The sequence below is a fragment of the Desulfomicrobium baculatum DSM 4028 genome (assembly GCF_000023225.1).
In the GTDB taxonomy this organism is placed as follows: domain Bacteria; phylum Desulfobacterota; class Desulfovibrionia; order Desulfovibrionales; family Desulfomicrobiaceae; genus Desulfomicrobium; species Desulfomicrobium baculatum.
Window position 1 is genome coordinate 2,084,212 of record NC_013173.1, and the last position, 20,348, is coordinate 2,104,559.

General features: G+C 62.0%; 15 protein-coding genes. 4 read left to right on the forward strand and 11 right to left on the reverse strand.

Annotation, left to right across the window (positions count from 1 at the left end):
- Positions 1-144: 144 nt before the first annotated feature.
- Positions 145-2,526: an ATP-binding protein gene (locus DBAC_RS09175; protein WP_015774013.1), complete on the forward strand. Its 2,382-nt coding sequence runs from the start codon at positions 145-147 to the stop codon at positions 2,524-2,526.
- Positions 2,523-3,884, forward strand: coding sequence for a sigma-54-dependent transcriptional regulator (locus DBAC_RS09180; RefSeq protein ID WP_015774014.1), 1,362 nt, complete (start codon positions 2,523-2,525; stop codon positions 3,882-3,884). Before DBAC_RS09175 ends, DBAC_RS09180 begins: the two co-directional genes overlap by 4 nt.
- A 32-nt stretch (positions 3,885-3,916) precedes the next feature.
- On the opposite strand, the gene DBAC_RS09185 is transcribed toward DBAC_RS09180, so the two are convergent.
- From DBAC_RS09185 to DBAC_RS17905, 3 genes are read right to left on the reverse strand one after another with little or no spacing between them, the layout of a single operon-like run.
- On the reverse strand, positions 3,917-5,299 hold the full coding sequence (locus DBAC_RS09185) for a sigma-54-dependent transcriptional regulator (protein WP_015774015.1): 1,383 nt from the start codon (positions 5,297-5,299) through the stop codon (positions 3,917-3,919).
- Entirely contained in the window at positions 5,299-7,509 is a 2,211-nt protein-coding gene (locus DBAC_RS09190; RefSeq protein ID WP_015774016.1) for a sensor histidine kinase, read from the reverse strand. Before DBAC_RS09190 ends, DBAC_RS09185 begins: the two co-directional genes overlap by 1 nt.
- Before the next feature lie 21 nt (positions 7,510-7,530).
- A complete protein-coding gene (locus DBAC_RS17905; RefSeq protein ID WP_167320928.1) occupies positions 7,531-8,058 on the reverse strand; it encodes a DUF4390 domain-containing protein in 528 nt (175 codons plus the stop codon).
- Between the two features lie 232 nt (positions 8,059-8,290).
- Between DBAC_RS17905 and sucD the strand changes: the two genes are divergently transcribed.
- Complete coding sequence (sucD, locus tag DBAC_RS09200) at positions 8,291-10,360, forward strand: succinate--CoA ligase subunit alpha (protein WP_015774018.1); 2,070 nt, start codon at positions 8,291-8,293, stop codon at positions 10,358-10,360.
- Positions 10,361-10,588: 228 nt separating this feature from the next.
- On the forward strand, positions 10,589-11,248 hold the full coding sequence (locus tag DBAC_RS09205; protein ID WP_015774019.1) for a lactate utilization protein: 660 nt from the start codon (positions 10,589-10,591) through the stop codon (positions 11,246-11,248).
- A gap of 40 nt (positions 11,249-11,288) precedes the next feature.
- Here DBAC_RS09205 and DBAC_RS09210 read toward each other — a convergent pair whose 3' ends face one another.
- From DBAC_RS09210 to DBAC_RS09245, 8 genes are all read right to left on the reverse strand, one after another.
- The gene (locus tag DBAC_RS09210; protein ID WP_015774020.1) at positions 11,289-11,723 is read right to left on the reverse strand and encodes a cytidine deaminase; all 435 of its coding nucleotides are present in this window, start codon (positions 11,721-11,723) and stop codon (positions 11,289-11,291) included.
- Positions 11,720-13,030: an amidase gene (locus DBAC_RS09215; protein ID WP_015774021.1), complete on the reverse strand. Its 1,311-nt coding sequence runs from the start codon at positions 13,028-13,030 to the stop codon at positions 11,720-11,722. Before DBAC_RS09215 ends, DBAC_RS09210 begins: the two co-directional genes overlap by 4 nt.
- 58 nt (positions 13,031-13,088) lie before the next feature.
- Entirely contained in the window at positions 13,089-14,774 is a 1,686-nt protein-coding gene (locus DBAC_RS09220) for an ABC transporter permease (RefSeq protein WP_015774022.1), read from the reverse strand.
- A gap of 9 nt (positions 14,775-14,783) precedes the next feature.
- Positions 14,784-15,869 carry an ABC transporter ATP-binding protein gene (locus DBAC_RS09225; protein ID WP_015774023.1) on the reverse strand — a complete coding sequence of 362 codons (1,086 nt, stop codon included), beginning with the start codon at positions 15,867-15,869 and terminating at the stop codon, positions 14,784-14,786.
- A 130-nt stretch (positions 15,870-15,999) separates the two neighbouring features.
- Positions 16,000-16,998 (reverse strand): ABC transporter substrate-binding protein, encoded by a 999-nt coding sequence (locus DBAC_RS09230; protein ID WP_015774024.1) that lies wholly within the window; start codon positions 16,996-16,998, stop codon positions 16,000-16,002.
- 256 nt (positions 16,999-17,254) lie between these two features.
- Positions 17,255-18,580 carry a UDP-glucose dehydrogenase family protein gene (locus DBAC_RS09235; RefSeq protein WP_015774025.1) on the reverse strand — a complete coding sequence of 442 codons (1,326 nt, stop codon included), beginning with the start codon at positions 18,578-18,580 and terminating at the stop codon, positions 17,255-17,257.
- Between the two features lie 33 nt (positions 18,581-18,613).
- Positions 18,614-19,921 (reverse strand): L-cysteine desulfidase family protein, encoded by a 1,308-nt coding sequence (locus tag DBAC_RS09240; protein ID WP_015774026.1) that lies wholly within the window; start codon positions 19,919-19,921, stop codon positions 18,614-18,616.
- Positions 19,922-19,990: 69 nt separating this feature from the next.
- A complete protein-coding gene (locus tag DBAC_RS09245; RefSeq protein ID WP_015774027.1) occupies positions 19,991-20,182 on the reverse strand; it encodes a hypothetical protein in 192 nt (63 codons plus the stop codon).
- Between the last annotated feature and the right edge of the window lie 166 nt (positions 20,183-20,348).

Consider the following 20,348-nt stretch of genomic DNA (forward strand, 5'->3'; position numbering starts at 1 on the left):
TATAAATCCTCCTTACGGGTAAAAGCCCTCCCATTCCATTCGGGGGAGCAAGGAAACAAGGATCGTTATTCCCATCCGCAACCACTGTCAAGGATAGCATCCGGCAGACTTGAAGGTCGCGCCGATTGCGCTTACACCCTGCGCATGATGCGCATCATTCTTCTCCTCCTGCTGCTCGTGCCGCCCCTGCCCCTTCTGGCCGCCCCGCCGAACGTGCTCGTCCTGCATTCCTATCATCCTGGCCTGTCCTGGACCGACACGCTCAACACGGGCATCCGCGAAACCTTTCGCGCCGAGATGCCTGAGGCCTTGCTGTGGGTTGAATACCTGGACACAAAGCGCAACACCGACACGTCCTATCTCTCCCTGCAGGCCGCGCTCCTGCGGCACAAGCTGGCCGAGAGCACCTTCAACCTGATCATAACCACGGACAACGATGCCCTGGATTTCGTGCTTAAGTACCGGGACGACATTTTTCGCGGCGCGCCCGTCGTCTTTTGCGGCGTCAACGATTTTGCGCCCGAACAATTGCGAGGCCAGAAAGACATCACCGGCCTTGCCGAAAACCCGGCCTTTGCCGAAACCATGCTCGCGGCCCTCGCCCTGAACCCCGGCACAAAAGAGTTCGTGGTCATCGGCGCGGACCAGGCCATCACCGACCTGCTCACCGACCGCTCCCTGCGCGCCCTGGAACAGCAGTTTCCGGCCATCCGCTTCACCTACTGGAACAACCTTGACGCGCGGGAACTGCGCACCCGTCTCCAAGAATTGGGCCCCGGCCAGATCATCCTCATCCACGGGGTCATGCGCAACGAGGAAGGGGTGCTGGTCGATTATCGCGGCAAGAATCTCTTCCTCTCCACCCACGCCGGGGTGCCCATCTACGGATTCTGGGATTTCGAGATGGGCACGGGCTGCGTCGGCGGCAAGATGGTGCAGGGGCAGACCGAAGGCGAGCGCGTGGCCAGGTTGGCCATGAAAGTCCTCGGCGGAGCCGACCCGGGCGCCATCCCCGTGAACACGCAGACCCCGTCGCGCTACATTTTCGACTACATCCAGCTGCAGCGCTTCGGCATCAGCGAAAAGGCCCTGCCAAAGGACAGCCTGGTTCTCAACCAGCCCGCGCGTTTCTATCAGATCGACAAGCGTTACATCTGGACCGCCACGGCGGGCGTGGCCGTGCTGCTGGCCGCCCTGGCCATGCTGGTCAGCGCCATCCGTCGCCGCCAGGAGGCGCAAGCCGTGCTGCGCCGTCACAAGGAGCAGCTCGAAGAGGCGGTCCGCGCCCGCACCGAGCATCTGCGAACAGCCAACGACGAACTCGAACGCGAGGTCCACGAACGCATCCGGGCCGAGGGAGACCTGCGCAAGGCGCGGGCCAGCCTGGAAATCGAGGTCGACCGGCGCACCCGCGACCTGCGATTCGAGATTGAGCAGCGCCGTCTGGCCGAGGCCCATATCCGCGACCGCGAAGCCAAGGCCAGGGCCCTCATCAACGCCCCCACCGAGACCCTGCTGCTCATGGATCAGGCCGGGATCATCCTCGACATCAACGAAACCGGAGCCTCGCGCCTGGGCAGAAACCGCGAGTCGCTCTACGGACTGTCCCTCTACGCCCTGCTGCCTGAAACGCGCGCCGAGCGCTTCCGCCAGGCAGTGGACAACGTATTCTCCACCGGCGAAGTCCGGTCCATCAACGAATACGGTGAGGAGCGCGATCTGGACCTGCGCTTCTATCCCGTTTTCGACGACGGAGGCCAGGTCACGCGCGTGGCCGTGTTCATGGCCGACGTCACGGGAGCCAGGCGCATGGCCCGGCAGATCATGCTCCTCGACAAGATCAATTCACTGGGCCGCATGGCTGCCGGCATCGCCCACGAGATCCGCAACCCGCTGACGGGCATCCACGGCTATCTCTACGCCATGGACGAGATCTGCGACGAACTGCCCGCCGAACCGGCCTCCGTGCTGCGCACAACCATCGCCAAGATCCGCAAGGCTGCGGGCAAGATGGAGTCCGTCATCCGCAGGGTGCTCGATTTTTCCAAGCCCGGCACGCCGCAGCTCGAACTCCTCGATCTGGCCGTCCCCGTGCAAGAGGGCCTCAGCCTCATGCTTCCGACCCTGCGCAAGGCCGGAATCACCGTGGACACGGAGTTCTCCCCTGTTCCGGCCATCCTCGGAGACCGCATGCAGCTTGAGCAGGCCGTCATCAATATCGTGGACAACGCGGCCCGGGCGGTGCGCAACAATGCCGGGGCAAAAAACATCGCCCTGCGCATCGTCTGCGAAGAAGACCGGCTGAGCCTGCGCATCGCGGACAACGGGCCAGGCATCACCCCGGCCGACCGGGAACGCATTTTCGACCCCTTCTACACCACCGCAAGCGACGGCACGGGCATCGGCCTGTCCATCGTGCAGCGCATCGTCGCCGACCACAGCGGCACCATCCATGTGGGCGAAAGCCCTGCGGGCGGCGCGGAGTTCAGGCTCGAATTCCCCCGGCCCGCCACGGAGCACAAATGAATTATTCCCTGCTCATCATCGATGACGAAGAATCCATCCGCGACAGCCTGACCATGGCCCTGGGCCGCCACTACACGGTCAACTCCTGCGCCAGCGGCAAGGAAGCCCTGGAGGAACTGCCCCTGCTGGCCCCGGATCTGGTGCTGCTGGACATCGGACTGCCCGACATCAGCGGTCTTGAAGTGCTGGACCACATCCGCAGGCAGTCGCCTCATGCCGCCGTGATCATGATCACGGCCTTCGAGGACCTGGACACGGTCATCTCGGCCATGAAGCGCGGCGCCTTCGATTATCTTTTAAAACCCCTGCGCATGGACACCCTCAAGCTCTGCCTGGAACGGGCGGGAAGTTCCATTCGTCTGGGCAAGGAGATCCGCCTCCTGCAGGACAAGGCCCTGCGCGAACAGATTCCCTTCTTCATTGCCGAGAGCGAAGCTCTGACCGACGTGGTGCAGACCGTGGCCAAGGTCGCGGTCAGTCCGGACACGCCGGTGCTGGTGGAAGGCGACACGGGCACGGGCAAGGAACTCATCGCCAGCGCCATCCATTATCGCAGCCCCAATTTTCGCGGCCCGCTGGTCACGGTCAACTGCGCGGCCATCCCGGCCGAGCTGATCGAGAGCGAACTTTTCGGCTATGCGCCGGGGGCTTTCAGCGGAGCGGGAAAAAAAGGCAAGACCGGGCTGGTGGAAGAAGCGGCGGGAGGCACGCTCTTTCTGGACGAGATCGGGGAACTGCCGGGCAGCGCCCAGGCCAAGCTGCTGCGCTTCCTGCAGGAGGGTGAATTCTACGCCCTGGGCTCCACCGCCAAACGCACGGTGCGCACCCGGATCGTGGCCGCGACCAACCGCGACCTCGAAGAGATGATCCGCAGCGGCGGCTTCCGGCAGGACCTCTTCTACCGCCTGGCCGTGGTCCGTATCCGCGTGCCGTCGCTGGCCCGCCGCAAGGAGGATATCCTGCCGCTGGCGCGACTCTTCCTGCATCAATACGGAGAAAAATTCGGCAAGAAATTCAATGACCTCACCCAAACGGCCCGCGCCGCCCTGCTCGGCCATCCGTGGACGGGCAACGTGCGCGAGCTGCGCAACATCATGGAGCGGGCCACGCTCATGGCCTGCGGACCGGATCTGGACGCCGCGGATCTGGGGCTTGCGACGGAATGCGCGCCGGAGGCTGAAAGCAGGATTACGCTCACGCCTGGCGGGGTGGACCTGCCGACCCTGCTGCAGGATTTCGAACACATGTATTACACGCAGGCGCTGGCCCTGGCTGACGGTAACGAATCCCAGGCAGCAAGGCTGCTGGGCGTCTCACGGGACACCTTCAGATACAGACGCGGCAAGCTGGGTCTCTAGAGCCTTGGCCGCACGTACCGCGCAACCTTGTGCTAGCGGCCTTCTTCCGAGCCGATGCCGTAGGTCCTCAGCTTGCGGTACAGATACGTCCGCTCAAGCCCGATGGTCTCCGACAGTCGCGCCACATTGCCGTCCGCACGGGCAAGCTCCCGGCGCAAAAAAGCCTCCTCGAACCGCGCCCGGGCCTCCTTGAAATCCGTGATCCCGTCAGGGACCACGGCCAGGGCGTCAAGAGCCGCGCCTGTCCTGTATTCCGGCGGAAGCATGGATACATTCACTTCCTGGCCCTGATACAGGATGAAGAGCCGCTCCACGAAATTCTTGAGCTCCCGCACATTGCCGGGCCAGGCGTAACGCTTGAGCAGATCCAGGGATTCCCGGTCGAAGCGCACGGGCCGCAAGCTTTGTTCCTCGATCATGCGCCGCGAAAAAAACTCGATCATCTCCGGGATGTCCTCGGCCCGCTCACGCAAGGGAGGAACGCACAAGGGAAAAACATTGAGCCGATAATACAGATCCTGCCGGAAACGCCCTTCAACCATCTCCTGCACCAGGTCCTTGTTGGTGGCCGCGATGACGCGCACGTCCACCTTGAAGGTCTTGACGCCGCCGACCCGCTCGAATTTCTGCTCCTGCAGGATGCGCAGAATCTTGGCCTGGGTCTTGAGGCTCATGTCGGCTATTTCATCCAGAAACAGGGTGCTCTTGTCGGCCAGCTCGAACTTGCCCTTCTTGGCCTTGTCCGCACCGGTGAAAGCGCCCTTTTCGTGGCCGAACAGCTCCGCTTCGATGAGCTCCTCCGGAATGGCGGCGCAATTGACGCAGACCATCTCCCTGTCGGCACGCTTGCTCGCGCGGTGGATGGCCCGTGCCGCGATCTCCTTGCCGGTCCCGTTTTCACCGGTGATAAGCACCCAGGCCTCGGTGGGCCCGACCTGGGCAACGAGCTCGCGCAAGCGGACGATTCCCAGCGATGAGCCGGTGATGGTGGGAGTCTCTTCAGGCTGAATGCGGGAACGCAGCTCCCTGTTTTCGCGTTTGAGCCGGGACAGCTCCAGGGCCTTGCCCGCCGTGACCAGGATATTGTCCAGGGACAGGGGCTTCTCGATGAAGTCAAAGGCGCCGTTCTTGAGGGCCGTGACCGCCGTCTCGATATTTCCATGACCGGAGATCATGATTACCGGCGTATCCACGCCCTTTTCCCTGAGCGAGCACAAAACCGCCATGCCGTCCATGCCGGGCATCCAGATGTCGAGAAAGATGAGGTCGAAATCTCCGTCCAGCGCCAGGCCAAGCCCCTCGGTTCCGGTTCCGGCCTCGGTCACCTGCCAGTTTTCGTCCTCGAAAATTCCGCGCAGGGACAGGCGGATATCCTTTTCGTCGTCGATGATGAGAATGGACGCGTTGTCGTGCATCATGCCTCGCTGCGGGCGGCTGGAAGTTCTATGACAAAAGTGGTCCCGGCCGGTTCGTTGGGTTTGACCCGGATATGCCCGTGATGGTCGCTGACGATGGATTTGACGATGGCCAGGCCAAGGCCGGTGCCGCTGCGCTTGGTCGAATAGTAGGGCTCGAACATGCGCGACTGCTCCTCGGGCTTGATACCGGGGCCGTTGTCGCTGATTTCAATATAGATCCGGCCCTTGCGCTTGCGCGCATAGAGGACGGTTTCGACCCGGCCGTCCTCCTGGTCCGCCAATACCTCGGCCGCGTTGAGCAGGATGTTGTAGATGGCGCGGCCCATGGCTTCACGGTCAAGCATGACCAGAGGCACCTCCTCGGTCCGCAGCACCCAGCGGATGGAGGCATGGCTGCTTGAAAAAACGGAGATGGACTCCTGCAGCAGGGGCTCGATGCGGCCAGCCGTCAGCATCACCTCGGGCAATTTGGCAAAGCTTGAGAACTCCCGCACCATCTCCTGCAAGTGTTCGACCTGCTTGACGATGAGCCCCGTGCACTGGGTAAAGACGGGGTCCGCCACCACGGGCCCGAACTTGCGTTCCAGGCGCTCGGCCGAAAGCTTTATGGGCGTGAGCGGATTCTTGATCTCGTGAGCGATGCGCCGGGCCACTTCCTTCCAGGCGTCAAGGCGCTGCATCTTTTCAAGTTCTGAAATATTTTCGAACACCGCGACAATACCGCTGTCGCCGCCCTCGCTGTCCATCAGCGCCACCGCGTTGACCAGCAGCTTGATCGTCTCGCCGCGGGCCTCCAGATCAAGCCTGCGCTGCCACTGGGAGCCGGGACTGCTACGCAGCAGCTGGCTGACCTCCTGCACCAGACCGCGATGGGCGGGGCCCATCAGGTCAAGAGCGGATTCACCGATAAGCGCTCCGGCTTCCAGGCCGAGAATGGCCTCGGCCGCGCGGTTCATGGTCGTGATCCGCCCGCTTCGGTCAAGGGAGACCACGCCCGCGGTGATATTCTCCAAAATGGCCTGCACGTAATGATTCTTGGCGATAAGGGTCTGATACTGCTCTTCGAGTTGCAGGTTGGCGCGGGTCAGATGCGCGCGGCTCTGCTCCAGATCCTCGGCCATGCTGTTGAAGGACTGGACCAGAAGACCAAGCTCGTCGCGGGATTCGTCCACGAGCCGCACCGAAAGGTCACCCTGGGCGATGCGCTGGGTCCCCGCCGCCAACGCCTGGATCGGAGCACTGAGTTCCCTGGCCAGGCGAAAGCCAAACCAGGTCGCGCCGAGAAAGATGAGCATGGTCATGAGCCCAAGAACCATGTAAAGTGTCATTTTCAGAGGATATTTGAGGCTTCGGAGCTGCTTGTACTCACCCACGCCCTGGGCGATCTGCTCCAGGCGGTCCAGAAAGCCGGGTCCCACTTCCGCGCCCACGACAAGAAAGGCCGACCCGGCCTCGTCCACGGACATTACGCCGACCACCAGATCCGAATCCGGATGCGGCCAAAGGGTGGCCCAATACTTAAAATCCTTGCCAAGCTCCGCAAAAGGGACCTCGTCCCTGATCCGGGGCCAGACATCGTTCCAGACCGGATCGGCGTCCCAGTTTTTTTGCTGCATGGCCCTGGTGATCACGCCGCTCAGGTTCAGCCTGTATTCCCGGCTTTTTTGCCGCAGGGCCGCGTCCGCCCCCTTGGCGTTGAAATCCAGCTTGCGTTCCCGCAAATGTGCCAGAATGCCCAGCGCCTTGATCTCAAGTCCGGATTCGGCGGCCGCATAAAAATCCTGTCCCACGCTTAAAGCCTGGTCCATGGACGTCTCGACCTGGGCCTGGAACCAGTAATCGACGGATGTCTGCACAAACCAGGTCGAGAGGACGAACATGATAAAGGTCGGGACCATGGACAGCGTGACGAAAATGAGGACCAGCTTGGATCTCAGGCCCGACCCCAGGACCCGCCTTCGCCGGTCCAGAATAAGCTTGATGACATTGCGCAGGACCAGAAAAAGGACCAGAATGAGGAGAATCAGGTTGACGTTGAAGAGTGCGAAGAAAAGATAGGAATTGAGCCCCAGCAGGCGCAGCTCGATCCAGGTCAGGATGACGATGAGGAAGATGCCCACAAAGGCCAGGGTGATTTCCCGTTGCCGCTTGCGTCGTTCATGGGCGGTGCGTTCCTGCACAGGAATGTGACGGGATGACTTGTCCATGCTCCTCGCGCTTGGTTGAAATCAGAAATCAAAATCCAGAACGTACACCACTTCGGGGACCAGGTCCCAGCTAACAAAAAAGAGAGGCTTGCTGACCCACCCCGGCACATTGGTGCGCGTGACACTGAAGGTGAGCACGACGCGATACGCCTGGCCGCGCTCAATGACATCCCAGCTGCCCATGGGCAGGGTCAGGCGCGACCAGAAGCGGTTCAATTCGTCCTGCAACCCCGCAAAATCAAAAGTATGGCTGCCCCTCTGATCCGTGACCACGCATTCTCGCGCAATGGGCTTGCTCGAAATCTGGCAGGAGTAGGCGGCCTCGCTCAAAAACGCGTCCCAGAAACCCAGACGGCGTTTATAAAGCTTGCCGGAACATCGCACCTCGTACTGCCCGCCGTTCTGCAAGGCCTCCATCAGGGGGGCCATCTCATTGATCACAACGCTGAAACCCACGGAGACAGAGCCCTGGGCATTGTCCACCCCAAGATCCGTAAGCGAAATGGAGTCTGCCCGCAGCAATGACGCCGAAAAAAGATTCAACGTCAAAGCCAGTCCGAGAGTGATTAAAATTCTGTATTTTTGCATTTTTGACGGATTACATGAATAAAAAAAGAGTGTTGTCGTAATTTTTCTTGATTTTCATCCCAAGGCAGGTATGCAACAGACAAAATCGCGCAGCCCGGGCCTACCCCTCCCGGGAGCCCTCCCCCCCGAATATCATTTCGCGGTGATAGTCCAAGGCATGGTGTTTGACAACAGTTGAAGCGAGGAGAGAGTCATGAAGCTCAATGAACACAACAGCAAGCAGCTTTTCCATGAAGCCGGCATCCCCGTGCCCCTGGGCGCGCTTCTCGGCCCGGGAGACGAACCCGCTCCCTCTTTCGCGCTGCCCTGGGTGCTCAAGTCACAGGTTTTGAGCGGCGGCCGAGGCAAGGCTGGCGGCATCCGCATGGCGGACACCCTGGAACAGGTCCGCACCGAACTGGCCCAAATCTTTTCCCTGACCATCAAGGGAGAAAAGGTCAGGCTGGTGCGCATCGAGCCCAAAGCCGCCTACACCCGCGAAATCTATCTCTCCATCACCCTGGACCGTCAAAGCCGCTCGTTCTGCATCACCGCTGGCCGTTTCGGCGGGATGGACATCGAGTCCTGCGACCCGCAAACCCTGCTGATCGAACACGCCGCGCCCGACACCGGGCTGGCCCCTTTTCAGATCCGCAATATTTTCTTCCATCTGCGGCTGCCCAAAGAGCTGATGAAAGCCTTCTCCTCCCTGCTCTCGAACCTCTTCGACTGCTGCCTGCGCCATCGCCTGCTCCTGGCTGAAATCAACCCCCTGGTGCTGACCGAGGACGGCCAGCTTCTGGCGCTGGACGGTAAGGTCGAGATCGACGGGCACCGGGTCGGCATCGATCCGTCCCTGAACCGCTTCTTCGAGGCCGCGCACCTGAGCGACGAGGAAAACAGGTCCCGCGAGGCGGCCTTAAGCTACCACAGGCTCGACGGGTATGTCGGGCTCATGGTCAACGGCGCGGGCCTGGCCATGGCCAGCATGGACATCCTCAACTATTCGGGCCTGGAGGCCGCTAATTTCCTGGACCTTGGCGGCGGCGCGGACAGCACGGCCATGCGCACGGCCCTGGACATCCTCTTCGACGACTCCCGCGTGGAAATGGTTTTCATCAATATTTTCGGCGGTATCTTGTCCTGCCACAAGGTGGCCGAGTCCATGCTCGAAGCCTTGGACGGGCAGGAGCCGCGCAAGCCCATCGTGGTCCGCTTCGCGGGCAACGGCTCGGCCGACGGGCTTTCCCTGCTGCGCAAGGCCGCCCTGAACGGGCTGCATCTCTGCCCTGACCTGACCACGGCCCGCGCCGCCCTGGAAAAACTCAAAGGCTACCGCCCGCAGGCCACGCACAAACCCCTAATTGCCCACTCCACGGCTCCCCTGCTCCCGGCCCGGCCACGAGAGACCAGCACTGCCTTCCCCCTGCCCGAGAACTGCCGCATCCTGGTCCAGGGTTTGACCGGCAAGCAGGGACAGCTGCACTGCCGCCTGATGCAGGAGTACGGCGCGAATGTCGTGGCCGGGGTCACGCCCGGCAAGGGCGGAAGCGAGGTTCTGGGGGTACCGGTCTTTGACACCGTGCGCGAGGCCGCAAAAGCCATGCCCATTGATGCGTCCATCATCTTCGTGCCCGGAGCCATGGCCCCGGACGCCGTGCTGGAGGCGGCGGCGGCCGGAATCGGCTGGGTGGTGTGCATCACCGACGGCATCCCCCAGCTGGACATGTTGCGCGCCCTGGAGCGTCTGAAAGACAGTCCCACCCGGGTCATCGGCCCCAACTGCCCGGGCCTGGTCATGCCCGGCAAGACCAAGATCGGAATCATGCCCGGCGACATCTTCACGCCCGGCCCCGTGGCCGTGTTCTCGCGCAGCGGCACCCTGACCTACGAATGCGTGGACCGCCTGACCAAGGCCGGCATAGGGCAGTCCGTCTGCGTAGGCATCGGCGGCGATCCCTTTGTCGGCACGTCCTTCACGGACCTGTGCAAGCTGGTGCGCCACGACCCGGACACCAAAGCCGTGGTCATCCTGGGCGAGATCGGCGGTAAAGCCGAAGAGGAGCTGGGGCAGTACATGCAGGAAAGCGGGTTCGAACTGCCGGTCTTCGGCTTCATCGCCGGCCGCACGGCCCCTCCCGGCAAACGCCTTGGACACGCGGGCGCGATCCTGGAGAAAGGCGCGGGCGGCATCGAGGTCAAGCTCCAGGCCATGGCCGACTCCGGCTTCCACCTCATCGACGACCTGGACCAGATCGCGGGAGCGGTGGCGCAGGTACTTTAGCAGGATATTGAAAACGACGATCTGCTTCGTCGCTGCGGCATATCCAAACCCTCACGCATGTCGTGATACGTTTCTGGCCTGGATTTACTTTGTTCCTCGCAGCTCACCTCTTTTTACGCAGCCAGGATAGTGGTAATTTTCTAGAATCAGTCAGATTTTTTTCGCCGGGGCAAGCCCGGCGGCATCGACGCCATCCGCTGCCGGGCAGCGACGAATACGGAGGAAAAAATGGACGAACCGACACGAAAATTCCGGCAAATGACCGCCGAACGACTCATCGCGCACTTCAAGAAACGCCGCATGCACGGCAGCTACGTCGAAACAGCCGGACAGGCCCGCGAACTCGTACTGTCCATGATAAAGGGGCCGTGTTCCGTCATCCGCTGCGGCTCCGAATCCGTAGGTTCCCTCGGGCTCTGGCCGAAGATCGCCGCCCTGCCCGAAGTCGACCTGATCGACCCGTACGTAGCGGGACTGACGCCCCAGGAAGGGGACGAACGCCGCCGCCGGGGCCTGACCGCCGACATCATGGTCACCAGCTGCAACGCCGTGACCCTGGACGGCCGACTGATCAACCTGGACGGCACGGGCAACCGCGTCGCGGCCATGATCTTCGGACCCCGGAAGGTCATCCTGGTGGTGGGCATGAACAAGATCGTCAGCGACCTGGACTCGGCCATGGACCGGGTGCGCGATTTCGCCGCGCCCATGAACAACCTGCGCCTGAGCGCCCTGAACCCGGCCCACGAGCCCCCCTGCACCAAGGACGGACGCTGCCACCGCTGCGCGAGCCCACAGAAAATCTGCAACGCCTGGAGCATCATCGAAGGCCAGCGCGACGAAGGCCGAATCCATGTGGTGCTGGTCGGGGAAGATTTGGGGTATTGAGCGCCCCGAATTCTCTTCAGAGCAAAGACGCGCCCGCCTCTCACTCACCCCGCAACGAAAACGCCACCGGCAGCAGGTCATGTATCTGAAATGACTGGTTTTCGCCCAGGATGAATATTTCGGCCTGGGGCGCAAGTTCTTGAATCCATTGCAGGCACGCGCCGCAGGGCATCCGTTGCGCCGGAGGTGAATCGGCCGGGGCATCCACGCAGGACACGGCCAGGGCGACGATTGTTCTTTCGCCGTCGGCAATGGCCGAGGCCAGGGCCACGCGTTCGGCGCAGGTGCCAAGGCCGAGGCTTGCGTTCTCGACGTTCACGCCTGTGTATATCGTCCCATTGCCCCCCAGCACGGCCGCCCCGACCCGGAAATTCGAATACGGCGCGTAGGCGTACCCAGCCGCCAACCGCGCCTCTTCGAGCAACCGTTGGGCAATGGCCGCGCCCAGGCCTTGCCCGGAATCATGTACGCTCATTCAAGCCCCCTTGCCCGCAGCCGTGTCTCAAGGTTCAAAACCGCGCCGGCCAGACGGGCGTCCTCGCCAAACCGCCCGATGCATTGCAGGCCCAGCGGCAAGCCCCTTCCTCCCCGCCCGCAAGGCAGGGAAATCACGGGCAGGCCCGCGTGGGTCCAGGGCAGGTTCATGGCCGGACTGCCGGTGCCGCCCAGGCCCGCCGGAGCCTCGCCCAAGGTGGACGGACAAATCCACAAATCAAGGCCGTGCCCGTCCATGACCGCGCAAAGCTCCCGGCGCAGCGCCGCGCAGGACTCGCGGATTTCGGCAAGGCGCGCTTCAGGAATGGTCCGCCCTTTCTGGATGATGTCCCGGGTCGCAGGACGGTAGAGATGGGCATAGTCCGTGAACCAGGCCTCCTGTTCCAACGCGAATTCAGCCGCGATCAGATCCCGGTGCCGGGCCGCGATCTCCTCGATATCGTCCAGGCACGGCACCCGCAACACTTCGAACCCTTCGGCTTCAAGGGTTGCGACAACCCCCTCGAACCACGCCATGGTCTCTGCCGGCAGCTGATTGAGATACTTCCCTACCGGCAGACCGAGGCGAACCTGTCCAAGACTCCCGCCCGTGGTCCAATGCGGGTCGAACGCCGCCATGACTGGGGGGATGTCCGCGACCTGCCGGCAGAAAAAGCCGACATGGTCGACGGTGGGTGAAAAATGGACCACTCCTGCCGTGGGAATCTTTCCGAGCGAAGGCTTCATGCCCACCACCCCGCAAAAAGCGGCCGGGCGCACGATGGACCCGACGGTCTGGGTGCCCAGGGCCAAGGGGAAAAATCCCGCCGCCACCCCGGCGGCGGAGCCGCTGCTCGACCCGCCGGGGGTGTGGGCCGGATTATGCGGATTCCTGGTCGCGGCGGGCTCGAAATAGGCGAACTCCGTGGTGGCGGTCTGGGCGAAAATGATCGCCCCGGCGTCGCGCAACATCCGAACGCAGCGGGCCTCCTCTCCTGCAAAAAAAACGGGCGGCAGCAGCGATCCGCAGCGGATGGACGCCCCGTCGATCCTGAAGATGTCCTTGACCCCGACCGGCACGCCGAAGAGCGGCGGCCTGCGCGCCGGATCGGGATATTGCGTGAAAAGGTCCTCGATCCGGCGCTGCGCGGCCTGCTCGTCGATACGCGCGGCAAGAATATGGAGCGTTGGATCCACGGAGCGCGCCAGGCGCATATGCTCGTGAACAAGGCTTTGCAGCGCGTCCGGCGAGGCCGTGCTGTATTCGGAAATGCGGTGAACCGCATTGATGTGTGTCGTCTGGGCCATAATTCTCGGTTCCGTCCTCTTGTGGTCTTTGTATTTTTAAACGTGCCCGCCCCAGAACCTATCCCCCGCCCTCCATTGGCTTGAATCTGGCCCCGACCAGATTGGCCAGGATCACCAGGATCGTGGAGATGAATATCATCATGATCCCCAGGGCCGAAAGCCTGCCCCACAGGCCGTCCTCGGCGAACCGCAGGATCTGCACGGCCAGCACCTCCGTGCCGGGGCGGGACAGCACCACCGAGAGGGTCAGTTCGCGCACAAACATCGTAGCCATGAGAATCCACCCCGAAACCATGCCCGGCACCAGCAACGGAATGATGATGCGGCGCATGGTCGTCATGCGGCTGGCACCGCAGACCAGGGACGATTCCTCCAGATGGCTGTGCACCTGGACGAAGGCGCTGGCCAGGGGCCGGATGCCGTAAGGCAGATAGGTGGCGATGTAGCCGATGAGCAGCGCCCAGATGGTGGCATAGAGCGGAGTGCGCACGAAAAACCACATGAACCCCATGCCGATGACGATGCCGGGAAAGGAAAAGGACAGAAAACTGAGCGATTCAAGGATGCCGGCGGCCCGGGTCCGGACCTTGACGATGGTGTAGGCCACGAAGACCGAAAGGATCACTCCCAGCGTGGCTCCTCCAAGCCCGAGCATCAGGCTGTTCTTGAGCGACAGCAGGGAGATGGGATCTTTGAGGACCTCGATCCAATGCTTCCAGCTCATAAGCGAAAAGGCGCGGGCGCTGGGAACCATGGAGTACGGGACCAGGGACGTATAGAAGAGCACCACCACCGGCAGGACGATGAGCACGAACGAAAGCAGGGCCACCACGGCGAAGAGGGGAATCCGCGCTCCCTTGAGGGGAATGACCGTGGGCCGGTAGCCCCGGCTGGAAATGGTCACATATTTTTCACTCTCGCTCGTCAATGCCCGATAAACCAGGATGAGCGTGACGGACGCGGCCAGAACGCTCATGCCGATGGCCGCCGCCTTGCCGTAGTCCACGGAAAACCCCGTGGCGATCATCTGGTACAGATGGGTGGCCAGGACGTAGACCCGGCCGGGCATGCCGATGACCGACGGCACGGCGAAGGAAGCCAGGCTGCGCACCACGCCCAGGATGAACGCGGCCAGGATGGCCGGACGAAGCACCGGCAGGGTGACGCGAAAAAGGGTTCTCAAGGGGCTGGCCCCGCAAACCTTGGATGACTCTTCCAGGGCCACGTCGAAGGAAGCCATGGCCGGGGCGATGATGAGATAGGCGATGGGCAGGTCGAGCAGGCCCTCGACCAGAATCATGCCCCACAGGGAATAGATGTTGAGCGGCGCATGATCGAGAAAAAAGACCTGCTTGAGCACCAGGTTGATGAGCCCGTTGGAAGGGTTCAAGAGCAGCGCCCAGCTCACGGAAAAGAGAATGTGCGGAATCATCATGGGAATGATGGAGATGATCCGGAACATGAACTTGCAGGGAATGTCCGTGCGGTTGTTCAGATACGACAGAAACAGGGCCAAGACCGTGGCCAGGGTCGACGAGCCCAGAACGAAAATCACGGTGTTGAGGATGATTTCTGCCAGAGCCGGATCGGTGTAGGCCTCGACATATTTCTGCAGGGTGAAGCTTCCGAAAGCGGTCAGGCCTTCGGAAAAACTGCCGATGACGAGCATGACCACGGGACAGACGGTCAATACTCCCACAATGAGAATCAGGGAAAACGTCAGTTTCGATCGATTGGCGTCCATGGCCACCCCCTAGACCGCGACCAGCAGGCAATGGGCGGGATCAAGGGTGAAGTGCAGCGTGTCCCCGACCTGGGTGCGGGTGTCGGCATCGACCTTGGCCAGCAGCAGTTCGCCACCGGCCCGTATCTCCATCTCAAAGGCTTCGCCGATAAAGACCAGGGTCTCGACCTTGCCCTGGACCACATTCGCTCCCTCCTCGCCGCTGCCCGGAGCCACGCGGATGAATTCCGGACGCAGGCACAGGGTCACCGTCGCGCCCACGGCCAAATCGCGCTTCTGGCAAGTGATGACCCCAAGGGGACTCTCGACCACGGTGGCGTTTTCGGTCTGCTGCACGACCTTGGCCGGGATCAGGTTCGCCCGACCGATGAAGTCGGCCACGAAGCGGTGGTCCGCGTCGAAGTAGATTTTCTGCGGCGAACCGATCTCGATGATCCGCCCCGCGCGCATGACCGCGATGGAGTCGGACAGAGCCAGGGCCTCGATGCGGTCATGGGTCACGTACACCGCCGTGATGGACAGCTCGGTCAGAAAGGTCCGCAGCTCCTTGCGCGTCTCCTCGCGCAGCTTGGCATCCAGGTTGCTGAGCGGCTCGTCGAAAAGGATGACCTTGGGCTCCGCCACCAAGGCCCGGGCCAGGGCCACGCGCTGCTGCTGGCCGCCGGAAAGTTTGGTGGCCGGGCGCTTCTCGAAGCCTTCCAATTGCACGAAGTGCAGGGTCTTCTCGACTTTGCGGCGGATGACATCCCGAGGCACGTTCCGGGTTTGCAGCGGATAAGCCACGTTGTCGAAAACATTCATGTGCGGCCAGATGGCGTAGGTCTGAAAAACCATGCCCAGGCCCCGCTCTTCCGTGGGCACGTAGATGCCCTTGTCCTTGGACCAGACCACCTCGTCGCCAATGCTGATCTCTCCACTATCGGGCGATTCAAGGCCCACGATGCACCGGAGCAGCGTGGTCTTGCCGCACCCGCTCGGACCGAGCAGCGTGAAGATCTGGTTGGCCGGGATGGTCAGGGTGACGTCATCCAGGGCCTTTATGGTCTTGCCTTCGGAAAAATAATGCTTGCTGACGCCTTGGATTCGGATCTCCATGGTGAGTTTCCATAAGCGCCTTCGCACCGGACTTGGCCGGGTACGAAAGGCGGTGAGGTTTGAGCTGATGGAGTCTGTGCTCCGGAAGAGGAGGCCGTCCGAACCATTGGTCCGGACGGCCTGCCGCTGATCACTGCACGTCGAAGATGGTCTTGAACTGGTCGCCCCACTTCTGGATCTCCTCGTCGGAGAGATCGCGGATGGGCATGACCTCGGCCTTGTCCATGCCATCGATGGGCGGATAGACGCCGGGCGCAAGGACGTATTCACCCACGTCCTTGGCCAGGATGCCCATGGCCTTTTCGGACAGCCAGTAGTCCACGAAAAGACGGGCGGCATTGGGGTGCGGGGCCTTGGAGGTCACGGCGATGGCGCGCGGCGTGCCCAGCAACGGCTGCTCCACCCGGGCCCAGTCCAGGGGAGCCGGAGCCTTGGTGATGATGTATTTGGGCATGGAGATGGCGATGAGCTTCTCGCCGCTCTCCACCGGAGCAGGCGTGGGGCCGAAGGAGGCCACGAACATGGGTTTGTTGGCGGCCAGCCCTTTGAGGAAGCTCATCCATTCCTCTTCGGACGTGAACACGGTTTCCTTGAGGCCGACCAGCCAGGAGATGGTGGTGGCGTGATTGGCGGGGTTGGCCATCACGATCTTGTCCTTCCACTTCGGATCGGCCAGATCCTCGTAACGCTTGGGAACGTCGGCCGCCTTGACCAGCTCCTTGTTGTAGATGAGCCCTACGTACTCGATGCCGAAAAGCTGGATGGCGTCGTCCTTTCTGGTCCAGTCCGCATAGCCGGCGGCGGCCGGTGAACTGTAGGAGGCGAGGACGCCCTTGGATTTAAGAATCTCCAGGACCGGAAGCGGCGCCTGCACCACGTCGGCCATGAGTTTACCCGCCTCGAATTCCGTCAGGACAGTGGCGAGGAATTTCGAAGTGGAAATTCTGGTGTACGCGCCCTTGACCCCGGTGTCGGCCTCGAAAGCCTCCATGATCGGTTCCACCGCGGTGATGTTGGCATAGAAGGTCGCCGTGCCCTCGGCCTTGGCCTTGGCCGGATCCAGTTCCGCCGCCTGGGCGGACAGAGCCGAGCACAACAGAATCGCGATCACAACCACCAATCTTTTCATCGACACAACCTCCTTCGGACCCGACGGGCCCTGATGTTTCGAAACTGTGACATAAGAATGACAATTATGCGCAAAAACGTAGTCCTGTGACAGGATGATGTCAACGCGACAAAATCAACTAGAATACTTAGATAACAGCTTGTTGCGCAAAGTCGCAAAGATATGGAAAAAGGATGCGCTTCCGCTGTGCATAAAACTGCGAAGGCCCCGCCCGGATTTCTCCGAACGGGGCCTTGATTTGTGGTTACGACCAGGTCTAGCGACCCACGCAGAAATAGGCGAACCCCTCCGCCGCCATGAGGGCCGGGGAATAGAGGTTGCGGCCGTCAAAGAGGATGGGCGCGGTCAGCGCCTTCTTGATCTTGGCGAATTCCGGATTGCGGAACTGGTTCCATTCCGTGACCACGGCCAGGGCCGAGGCGCCTTTCAAGGCCGCGTACTGGTCCTCGCAAATCGTGACTAGGGGGTTATCGGCCAGAATGCGGCGCGCATTGGGACCGGCCACCGGATCGAAAGCCTGCACGCGCATGCCAAGACCCGTCAGATGCCGGATCAGTTCCAGGGACGGGGCTTCGCGCATGTCGTCGGTGTTGGCTTTAAAGGCCAGTCCCCATAGAGCCAGGGTCTTGCCTTTTACCCCGCCCTGCTCGGCGAAATACGACTCGATCTTGCGCGCGATGACGGTCTTCTGGCGGTCGTTGACCTCGTCCACGGCGCACAGGAGCTGCGGTTCATAACCCACGCCCTGGGCCGTGCCGATGAGCGCTTTCACGTCCTTGGGGAAACAGGACCCGCCGTAGCCCACGCCCGGATAGATGAACTGGTAGCCGATGCGGTGATCGGCCCCGATGCCGTGCCGCACGTCGCGCACGTCGGCCCCGACCTTTTCGCAGATGTTGGCGATCTCGTTGATGAAGGAGATCTTGGTGGCAAGCATGCAGTTGGCTGCGTATTTGGTCATCTCCGCGCTTCGCACGCCCATGACGATCATCTTCTCGCGGCTGCGTGCGTAGGGGGCGTAGAGGCTTTTCAAGAGTTCGGCAGTGCGCACGTTGTCCGTGCCCACGACCACGCGGTCGGGCTTCATGAAGTCGTTGACCGCGTCGCCTTCCTTGAGAAACTCGGGGTTGGAGACCACGTCGAACTCAACCTTGAGACCGCGCTTGTCCAGCTCCTCCTGCACGGTGGCGCGCACGCTGTCGGCGGTGCCCACGGGTACGGTGGATTTGTCCACGATGATCTTGTAGTCATGCATGTGGCGACCCACGTCGCGGGCCACCTGATGCACGTAGCGCAGGTCGGCGGTGCCGTCCTCGCCCTCGGGCGTGCCCACGCAGCAAAAGACGAAGAGGCTGTCTTTGAGGCCCTCGGAGAGGTCGGTGGTGAAGGTCAGGCGGCCTTCCTGGAAATTGCGGCGGACCATGGCCTCAAGGCCGGGCTCGTAGATGTGCACCTCGCCCTTCTTGAGCCCCTCGATCACTTTGGGGTTGATGTCGACGCAGGTCACCGCGTTGCCCATCTCGGCGAAACAGGCTGCGGACACCAGGCCCACGTAACCCGTTCCAACTATGCATATATTCATGGTTTATACTCCTTTTGGCTGGCTTTTTGGAAATCAGAATCCGGAGAAACGCTTGGCCAGCATTATTTTCAGAATGGTCCGGTCGGTTTCGATCATGCCTTCGGTGCTCAGCATGCCGATGTTCTGCATGGTCTCTTCGGGCGAAGCGCCGATGATTCCATCGGTGTCCATCACATTGACGCCTTGCAGCGAAAAAAGAGCAGCCTGCACGGCCGTTCCCGCGGCCGTGGCCAGCTTGAGCGAACATCCGGCCTTGGCGCCGTCGCAGATGACCCCGGCCAGATCCTCGATGATGTTCTTGATGGCCCCGGCAACGTGGGCCAGATTGCCGCCCAGCAGATAGGCGATGCCCGCGCTGGCCCCGGCTCCGGCGGCCACGGAGCAGCCGCAGATGGCGGAAAGCCGCCCGGTGTGGGCCTTGACGTAGGCCGTGACCAGATGGCTCAGCGCCATGGCTTCAAGCACGTCTTTTTCTTCGCAGGTGATGAATTCGCGGATGGCCCAGATGGGCAGAATGGCGGTCAGGCCGTGGTTGCCGCTCCCGGCGGAGCTCATGGCCGGCAGCTTGACCCCGCCCATGCGCGCGTCCGAAGCGGCCGATGTGAGGATGCGCGCGGCCAGGATCATGTCCCGGCAGACAAGCTTCTGACGCACCAGGCGGTCCAGAGCCTTGCCGATGCCAAGACCGGGACCGAACTTGAGGCCATGCTCGGCCAGGCGCATGTTGGTGCGCACCCCTTCCATCAGAAATTCGCGGTCCTCGTCGTCCAGATCATCGAGCAGTCGGACCAGATCCGCCAGGGACAAGGCCTTGATCCAGGCTTCCAGGCGGGGCATTTCGCTGGAGGCGGCAATCGTGCTCGACGTCTGGGCGCGGGGCAAAACGGTTCCGTCCAGGCTCACGCTGACCACGTTGTCGTGCATGTCGCGGACCACGGCCTCGGCCACGTGCGAGCCGTCGAAAACCTCGGCGCGGATAAAGAGGCCTCGCTGGTCCTGGAGCAGGTTCAGGCTCACGCCGCCGTCACGGACAAGGGCGCGCGCCGCCTGCACGGATTCTTCATCCAGCGGTTCAAGGACTTCCAGGCCCAGGGACGCATCGCCGCCAAAAACCCCCAGGGCTCCGGCCAGATCCAGGCCGCTCAGCCCCCCGGTGCCGGGGATGATGACCGCCAGACCGTTCTTGTAAATGTTGGGGTCGACCCACAAATCCACCCGCTCGGGCCTGCCCGGCAAAACAGCCCTGGCAGCGGCGGCGGCCAGGGCCACGGCCACCGGCTCGGTGCAGCCCAGAGCCGGCGCGACCTGCATGCGCAAAATATCCTTGACGCAAAAGCTCATTGCAGCCTCACGAAAATGTTCGCAAAAGTCGAACCCATGGCCGAGTTGTGACAGGCTGTCAATTACGCCCTAGTCGCGCACATCCAGATTCGGTTCGAAAAGCTGCACCAGCCGCACGAAAAGGTCCGGAATCTTGTCCGGGTCGGCGGCGGCCGATCCGGCATAAATCTTGGTGATTTGCAGAGCGGTGTCGATGCCGGTGGTCTTACCGAAACCCACATCGAAAAAATCATCCAGGCGCTTGCGCAATTCGGAATCCATGTCCACCTCCGGGAAGAACGTTTCCGTTCGAGAAGCTTTCGCCGCATTCATCATATATGATACCATGCCCTGCCAAGAATTCCAACGCCAAACGCACACGCTATTTCCCGCGAACAAAAAAAGGCGCGTCCCTTGCGAAACGCGCCACAGCTCGTGCACACCTCTT

Bases quoted from the DNA above. Each gene is read 5' to 3' on its own strand.
- DBAC_RS09175 (WP_015774013.1), top strand. From the start codon at position 145: ATGATGCGCATCATTCTTCTCCTCCTGCTGCTCGTGCCGCCCCTGCCC.
- DBAC_RS09180 (WP_015774014.1), top strand. From the start codon at position 2,523: ATGAATTATTCCCTGCTCATCATCGATGACGAAGAATCCATCCGCGAC.
- DBAC_RS09185 (WP_015774015.1), bottom strand. From the start codon at position 5,299: ATGCACGACAACGCGTCCATTCTCATCATCGACGACGAAAAGGATATC.
- DBAC_RS09190 (WP_015774016.1), bottom strand. From the start codon at position 7,509: ATGGACAAGTCATCCCGTCACATTCCTGTGCAGGAACGCACCGCCCAT.
- sucD (WP_015774018.1), top strand. From the start codon at position 8,291: ATGAAGCTCAATGAACACAACAGCAAGCAGCTTTTCCATGAAGCCGGC.
- DBAC_RS09205 (WP_015774019.1), top strand. From the start codon at position 10,589: ATGGACGAACCGACACGAAAATTCCGGCAAATGACCGCCGAACGACTC.
- DBAC_RS09210 (WP_015774020.1), bottom strand. From the start codon at position 11,723: ATGAGCGTACATGATTCCGGGCAAGGCCTGGGCGCGGCCATTGCCCAA.
- DBAC_RS09215 (WP_015774021.1), bottom strand. From the start codon at position 13,030: ATGGCCCAGACGACACACATCAATGCGGTTCACCGCATTTCCGAATAC.
- DBAC_RS09220 (WP_015774022.1), bottom strand. From the start codon at position 14,774: ATGGACGCCAATCGATCGAAACTGACGTTTTCCCTGATTCTCATTGTG.
- DBAC_RS09225 (WP_015774023.1), bottom strand. From the start codon at position 15,869: ATGGAGATCCGAATCCAAGGCGTCAGCAAGCATTATTTTTCCGAAGGC.
- DBAC_RS09230 (WP_015774024.1), bottom strand. From the start codon at position 16,998: ATGAAAAGATTGGTGGTTGTGATCGCGATTCTGTTGTGCTCGGCTCTG.
- DBAC_RS09235 (WP_015774025.1), bottom strand. From the start codon at position 18,580: ATGAATATATGCATAGTTGGAACGGGTTACGTGGGCCTGGTGTCCGCA.
- DBAC_RS09240 (WP_015774026.1), bottom strand. From the start codon at position 19,921: ATGAGCTTTTGCGTCAAGGATATTTTGCGCATGCAGGTCGCGCCGGCT.
- DBAC_RS09245 (WP_015774027.1), bottom strand. From the start codon at position 20,182: ATGGATTCCGAATTGCGCAAGCGCCTGGATGATTTTTTCGATGTGGGT.